This window comes from Bacillus cereus group sp. BfR-BA-01382 (assembly GCF_022663475.1).
GTDB lineage: Bacteria > Bacillota > Bacilli > Bacillales > Bacillaceae_G > Bacillus_A > Bacillus_A thuringiensis_S.
In genome coordinates this window covers 1-5,223 of sequence record NZ_JAKUFQ010000178.1, presented here as the reverse complement: position 1 = coordinate 5,223, position 5,223 = coordinate 1, and the positions used below count along the sequence as shown (strand labels likewise).

Here is a 5,223-nt window from a genome sequence, read left to right as displayed (position 1 = left end):
GCGATTCCCTTCGTTTGAGGTGTCGGTTGTGGGTTTGGAGGTTGTGGATTTGGAGCTACTCCAAAAATAGCCGCTATTCCATTTGCATACGCTTGACTTAGATCTTCAATAAATTGTGGATTTTTTAATAAATTTGCATCAAACGTTGTATCAATAAAGGCAGTCTCAGTTAAAATTGCATCCATTGCGGTTTCTCTTAATACCGCATAATTTTCTTTTTTTGCTCCTCGATCACGAAGACCGTATTTTGTTAATACAGGATTTACTGCTGTATGCATCTTTTGTTGCTTTGCATATGCAGTGCTGCTGTTGGATAACGCATTATAAATATAGCTTTCAAAACCTGTACCCCCGCCGCTATTAATATGAAATGAAATAAAATAATCCGCACCAAAAGCATTAGCAATATTAGCACGTTCCGATAAGGAAATAAACACGTCACTATCACGTGTCATTTTAATTGTAATTGGGTAATTTACCGTTAAAATATCTCGAACGCGTCTAGCAATTTGAAGCGTTAAGTTTTTTTCTACTAAGCCATTACCAACAGCACCAGAATCATATCCACCGTGCCCTGCGTCTATAACAAGTTTCATTTTACTACCCCGCCCCTTTCTTGTAATATGTTAGCATTGCTACTCGTCCTATTTTATGTGAAATGTACAAGTTCTGTTACAATCACAAATAAAAAAACCGCCTTATGTAAGGCGGTTTCTATCATCTTGTTTTAACCAATTTAAAATAAATATATACGATTGATAGTGAATATGACGTATGCAAAATAAAATAAATAAAAGTACTATTCCAACACCACTATAAAGTAAACCGAACTTTAAAAAAACATTCACAAGTGGTGGAAAGTTCATTATATTTTGTAATGTACTAAGCATACAAAATATAATGAAAAAGACAGGGACGTATTGTAATTCATACGGCTTTCTTTTCTTAATCATTCTTTTCCGAATGATTATATGACATAGTTCTGCTACTATAAAGCACCCTCCAATTAATACAAGACCAGAAGTCATTGTCATACATCCACCTGCCTTATATTTATTGTATCGCATAAATAATCATCGTTATATTTTCTTCACATACGCTCCATCTTCTGAAGTAAAGCCAAAACTCTCTATGAAAGAATGCGCTTTTTCTGTTAATTCCTCTTGTAGCACTTTTATTTCTTTCACATTTCTTTGTTTCATCATTTCTTCAAATGTAAAATACGTATTTGTACCATAACCATAACCTTGGTAATCAAAATGAATAATTAGCTGTGATAAAACAGCTCGTTCCTCTTGAACACTATAATCTATTACACCAATATATGTATCATCAACTTTCACACAATACTGTACCTTTTTCTCACCTAAACTATGCGATTTAAACATTTCTTTAACAACGCTTTCATTTTCTATAGTAACTTTCTCAAACGTAATCATATGTTGTCCATCCTTTTACTATTATTGTATCAATAATACTTCCTATTTATGAAAAAAACCTTAAGACCGTATGCGATCTTAAGGTTTTTCTAATTACACTAAGCTATACGCACGTTTTGTTTCTTCATGGAACTTGTTCGTATCGTATTTATGCTCAACATAAATTTGGTGCCATACCATAAACGCAAGTACAGTCCAAATTTTACGGCTATAATCGCCTTTATCTGCACAATGTGCTTCCAGTAAGTTTAATACATACTGTTTGTCGATTAAATGCTCTGTCTTACTTTCGTTTATAATATTTATAGCCCAATCATGCATTTCGTCTTTTAACCAGTGACGAATTGGTACTGGGAATCCAAGTTTTTTACGATCTAATACGTGATCTGGAACGATTCCGCGTGCTGCTTCACGTAAAATAGCTTTCGTAGTTCCGTTAGCAATCTTAAGTTCAGTTGGAATTTGAGATGCAACATCGAATACTTCTTTATCTAAGAACGGTACACGAAGTTCTAATGAGTTTGCCATTGTCATTTTATCAGCTTTTAATAAAATGTCACCGCGTAACCATGTGAACATGTCAATGTACTGCATTTTACTTACATCATCATAATCTTTAATCTCGTTATACAATGGTTTCGTGATATCCATATAGTTAACACTTTCATTGTAATACTTCATTAATTCAGCTTTTTCTTCTTCACGGAAGATTTTCGCATTTCCATAGTAACGCTCTTCAATTGGTGTACATCCACGCTCTAGGAAGCTCTTACCTTTAAATCCTTCTTTAAGAGCACCACTCAATGCTTTTAGAACACTCTTACCTGGGCTAGGAATGTAAGAGAACATTTTTAGTGAGTTTGGCTCACGGTAAATGTTATAACCACCAAATAGCTCGTCTGCGCCTTCACCTGAAAGAACAACTGTTACATGTTTACGTGCTTCTTTAGCAACGAAGTACAATGGTACAGCTGCTGGATCAGCTAAAGGATCATCCATATGCCAAATGATTTTTGGGAACTCATCCATAAATTCTTTCGCTGAAATGAATACGTTATGGTTTTTAACGCCTAATTTCTCAGCAGTTTCTTTTGCAACATCAACTTCACTGAAACCACGTTGCTCAAAACCAACAGAGAATGTTAAAAGATTTGGATTCATTTCTCTTGCAATAGAAGCGATGATAGATGAATCGATACCACCAGATAAGAATGAACCTACTGGTACATCACTACGCATATGCACTTTTACTGAATCATATAGTACATCACGAATTGCTTGGATATGCTCCTCTTTCGTTGCACTTGAAGCATTGAAATAAGGTTTCCAGTAGCGATGGATTTCCATCTCTTTACCGATTTCTTTTACGAAATAATGACCAGGCTCGATTTTATTAACATCAATTGTTAATGTTTCTGGCTCTGGGCCATATTGATACGTAAAATAATGTTGTAGTGACGTTGGATTAACGCCTTTATCTTCCATCACATGCATAATACTTTTCTTCTCAGATGCGAAGAATGTAGTATCACCTTGCTGTGCGATGTATAGAGGTTTAATACCGAAGTGGTCACGTGCACCGAAAAGTTTCTTCTCTTCACGATCCCAAATCATAAATGCAAACATACCACGAAGGTAGTCTACACATTTTTCTTTCATATGTGCATACAATGCAATAATAACTTCTGTATCAGATTGCGTTGCAAACGTTGCACCTTTTTCAAGTAACATTTCACGTAATTCTACATAGTTGTAAATTTCACCATTAAAAATAATTACATATCGATCATTTTCATAAGTTAGCGGCTGATGTCCTGCCTCTAAGTCAATGATACTTAAACGGCGGAAGCCAAATTGTACATGTTCATCACGAAAATATCCTTCGTCATCTGGACCACGGTGGAAAATCATCGTGTTCATATTTTCAAATTGATGTTTTTCTGTTTCTGAAAACTCTCTAGGGTTTTCACATAAACATCCTACAAAACCACACATACTTCTTACCCTCTTTCGGTTTTCATTCTGTTTCTATACTACTATATCAACCCTATTTATACTAGCATAATCAACTGAATATGGCGACCAAAAACTATAAAAAAATCACTCCATTTCACATTTTTAACAATTTTTTATGAAAACATGAAAACTAGGCACTCACCTTTCTCCGCTTTTGTCATATGATATTGCAAATTGATTTCTAGGAGGGAATACCATGAGTGAAGAAAAAAAAGATTCTTCTCGCCCACCGGTTCGTAATTACTTAAAGCAAATTGATGATTTCTTCGAGCAAACACCTCTTCGCAATGTAATCGCTGATTTAAATCATTTTTTCCAAAAAGGAAACCGTTTATTAACATTCCCTGTAGATTTATATGAAGTTGGTGAAGAACTCGTTGTTACAGCTGAACTACCAGGTATACAAAAAGAGCAAATCCAAATTGAAATACAAAGTGAATACTTAAAAGTCTCTGTAAAAGAAGAGATACTCGAAGAGGAAGAAGAAACATCCCATAACTATTATCGCCGAGAACGTTCCATTTCAGAAGCATCAAGATTGATTAAGTTGCCGTATTCAATTAATAAAAAAGCAGCAAAAGCTTCTTATCAAAACGGCGTATTAGAAATTCGGGCGCCGAAACTTCCCCAACAACATGACATTTTATCCATAGACTAATGCAAAAAAAATAAGGGTGCTATGCACCCTTATTTTTAATCCACTAATCGCTTCATATCACGTATAATGTCTTCGTATGGCGTATTACTAATGCCACTATACTTTTTCATTACTTTTCCGTTTTGATCAATTAAATAAAATGATGTACCATGCATGACCTGACCGTTCTCCGGCTTATCTACAAGTGATTGGAAATTATCTTTTGAAAACTTTGTAATATCTTCTAACGAATATCCCGTTAATAAATTCCAGTTACTAGTATCCTCTGTAAACTTTTGAATAAATGCTTTCAGATTTTCTGGTTTATCAAGGTCTGGATCTACACTAAATGAAACAAACTGAACGTCTATCTTCTCTTCTTTTGCCATCTTTTGCAGCTTGGCCATATTTGCAGTCATTGGTGGACAAACTGTTTGACAATTTGTGAACATAAAATCTGCAACCCAAACTTTCCCTTTTAAATCTTTTGTACCAAATTGCTTTCCATCTTGATTTGTAAATTGGAAAGTTTCTAAATCCCAATTCAATGGTTTACGAAGCTTTGAACCTGATCCACTACATCCAGCAAGTACAAAGAGACAAAATACAACCATAAGACCAATTATTTTTTGATAACGCTTCATTTATAAACCTCTTTTCTCTATCCTAAATTTAAATAGGTTATGTTTATAATAACAAAAGTTAACACTACGAGAAAATTGTTTACTACATTTGTTCACGAAATCGTACGAATTTACGTATGTTACTTCTTTATTTCAAGCGAATTACTAGACAAAATATATTTTTTTACTATTATTTCTATAAATAGAAGTGATAAAACTATTTTTATTGTTACTTTTGTAAATACCTTTCCCTATTTTTTAACAATTCCTTAAACATTAATCCATGTTTTACACTGTATTCCTTAACAACATTTCGGTACAATACAAATACAACGATTTTAAATGAGGTGATGTTCATGGCAAAGCGCTATGAAAATATGGATAATGTTAGTACAAAAAAATCAATTCGCTCTTTTTTACGCTGGCGTAAAGAACGAAAGCAAAACAAAAAAGATTTTTCTTTCTTAGTAGAACAATCACCCGTTAAACAAAGTGCATTTTTGCAAAG

General features: G+C 34.0%; 6 protein-coding genes and 1 pseudogene. 2 read left to right on the top strand and 5 right to left on the bottom strand.

The genetic code is table 11. From position 1 onward, the window contains the following. The 4 genes from MR160_RS32590 to asnB form a co-directional block, all read right to left on the bottom strand. Window positions 1-596: N-acetylmuramoyl-L-alanine amidase (locus MR160_RS32590; protein WP_242299107.1), on the bottom strand; the 596-nt coding region annotated here is incomplete at its 3' end. A 102-nt stretch (window positions 597-698) separates the two neighbouring features. Next, window positions 699-1,028, bottom strand: a complete 330-nt coding sequence (locus MR160_RS32585) for a hypothetical protein (protein ID WP_242299108.1) — start codon at window positions 1,026-1,028, stop codon at window positions 699-701. 51 nt (window positions 1,029-1,079) lie between these two features. Continuing rightward, window positions 1,080-1,439: a GNAT family N-acetyltransferase gene (locus MR160_RS32580; RefSeq protein WP_000627501.1), complete on the bottom strand. Its 360-nt coding sequence runs from the start codon at window positions 1,437-1,439 to the stop codon at window positions 1,080-1,082. A 93-nt stretch (window positions 1,440-1,532) separates the two neighbouring features. Next, a complete protein-coding gene (gene asnB / locus MR160_RS32575) occupies window positions 1,533-3,434 on the bottom strand; it encodes an asparagine synthase (glutamine-hydrolyzing) (RefSeq protein ID WP_242299106.1) in 1,902 nt (633 codons plus the stop codon). A 217-nt stretch (window positions 3,435-3,651) separates the two neighbouring features. On the opposite strand from asnB, the gene MR160_RS32570 reads away from it, so the two are divergent. Beyond that, window positions 3,652-4,113, top strand: coding sequence for an Hsp20/alpha crystallin family protein (locus MR160_RS32570; RefSeq protein ID WP_001288086.1), 462 nt, complete (start codon window positions 3,652-3,654; stop codon window positions 4,111-4,113). Window positions 4,114-4,148: 35 nt separating this feature from the next. Here MR160_RS32570 and MR160_RS32565 read toward each other — a convergent pair whose 3' ends face one another. After that, the gene (locus MR160_RS32565) at window positions 4,149-4,736 is read right to left on the bottom strand and encodes an SCO family protein (protein WP_000833341.1); all 588 of its coding nucleotides are present in this window, start codon (window positions 4,734-4,736) and stop codon (window positions 4,149-4,151) included. A gap of 335 nt (window positions 4,737-5,071) precedes the next feature. On the opposite strand from MR160_RS32565, the pseudogene MR160_RS32560 reads away from it, so the two are divergent. After that, window positions 5,072-5,223: pseudogene (locus MR160_RS32560) on the top strand (MBL fold metallo-hydrolase); the annotation flags it as partial.

Bases quoted from the DNA above. Each gene is read 5' to 3' on its own strand.
- MR160_RS32585 (WP_242299108.1), bottom strand. From the start codon at position 1,028: ATGACTTCTGGTCTTGTATTAATTGGAGGGTGCTTTATAGTAGCAGAA.
- MR160_RS32580 (WP_000627501.1), bottom strand. From the start codon at position 1,439: ATGATTACGTTTGAGAAAGTTACTATAGAAAATGAAAGCGTTGTTAAA.
- asnB (WP_242299106.1), bottom strand. From the start codon at position 3,434: ATGTGTGGTTTTGTAGGATGTTTATGTGAAAACCCTAGAGAGTTTTCA.
- MR160_RS32570 (WP_001288086.1), top strand. From the start codon at position 3,652: ATGAGTGAAGAAAAAAAAGATTCTTCTCGCCCACCGGTTCGTAATTAC.
- MR160_RS32565 (WP_000833341.1), bottom strand. From the start codon at position 4,736: ATGAAGCGTTATCAAAAAATAATTGGTCTTATGGTTGTATTTTGTCTC.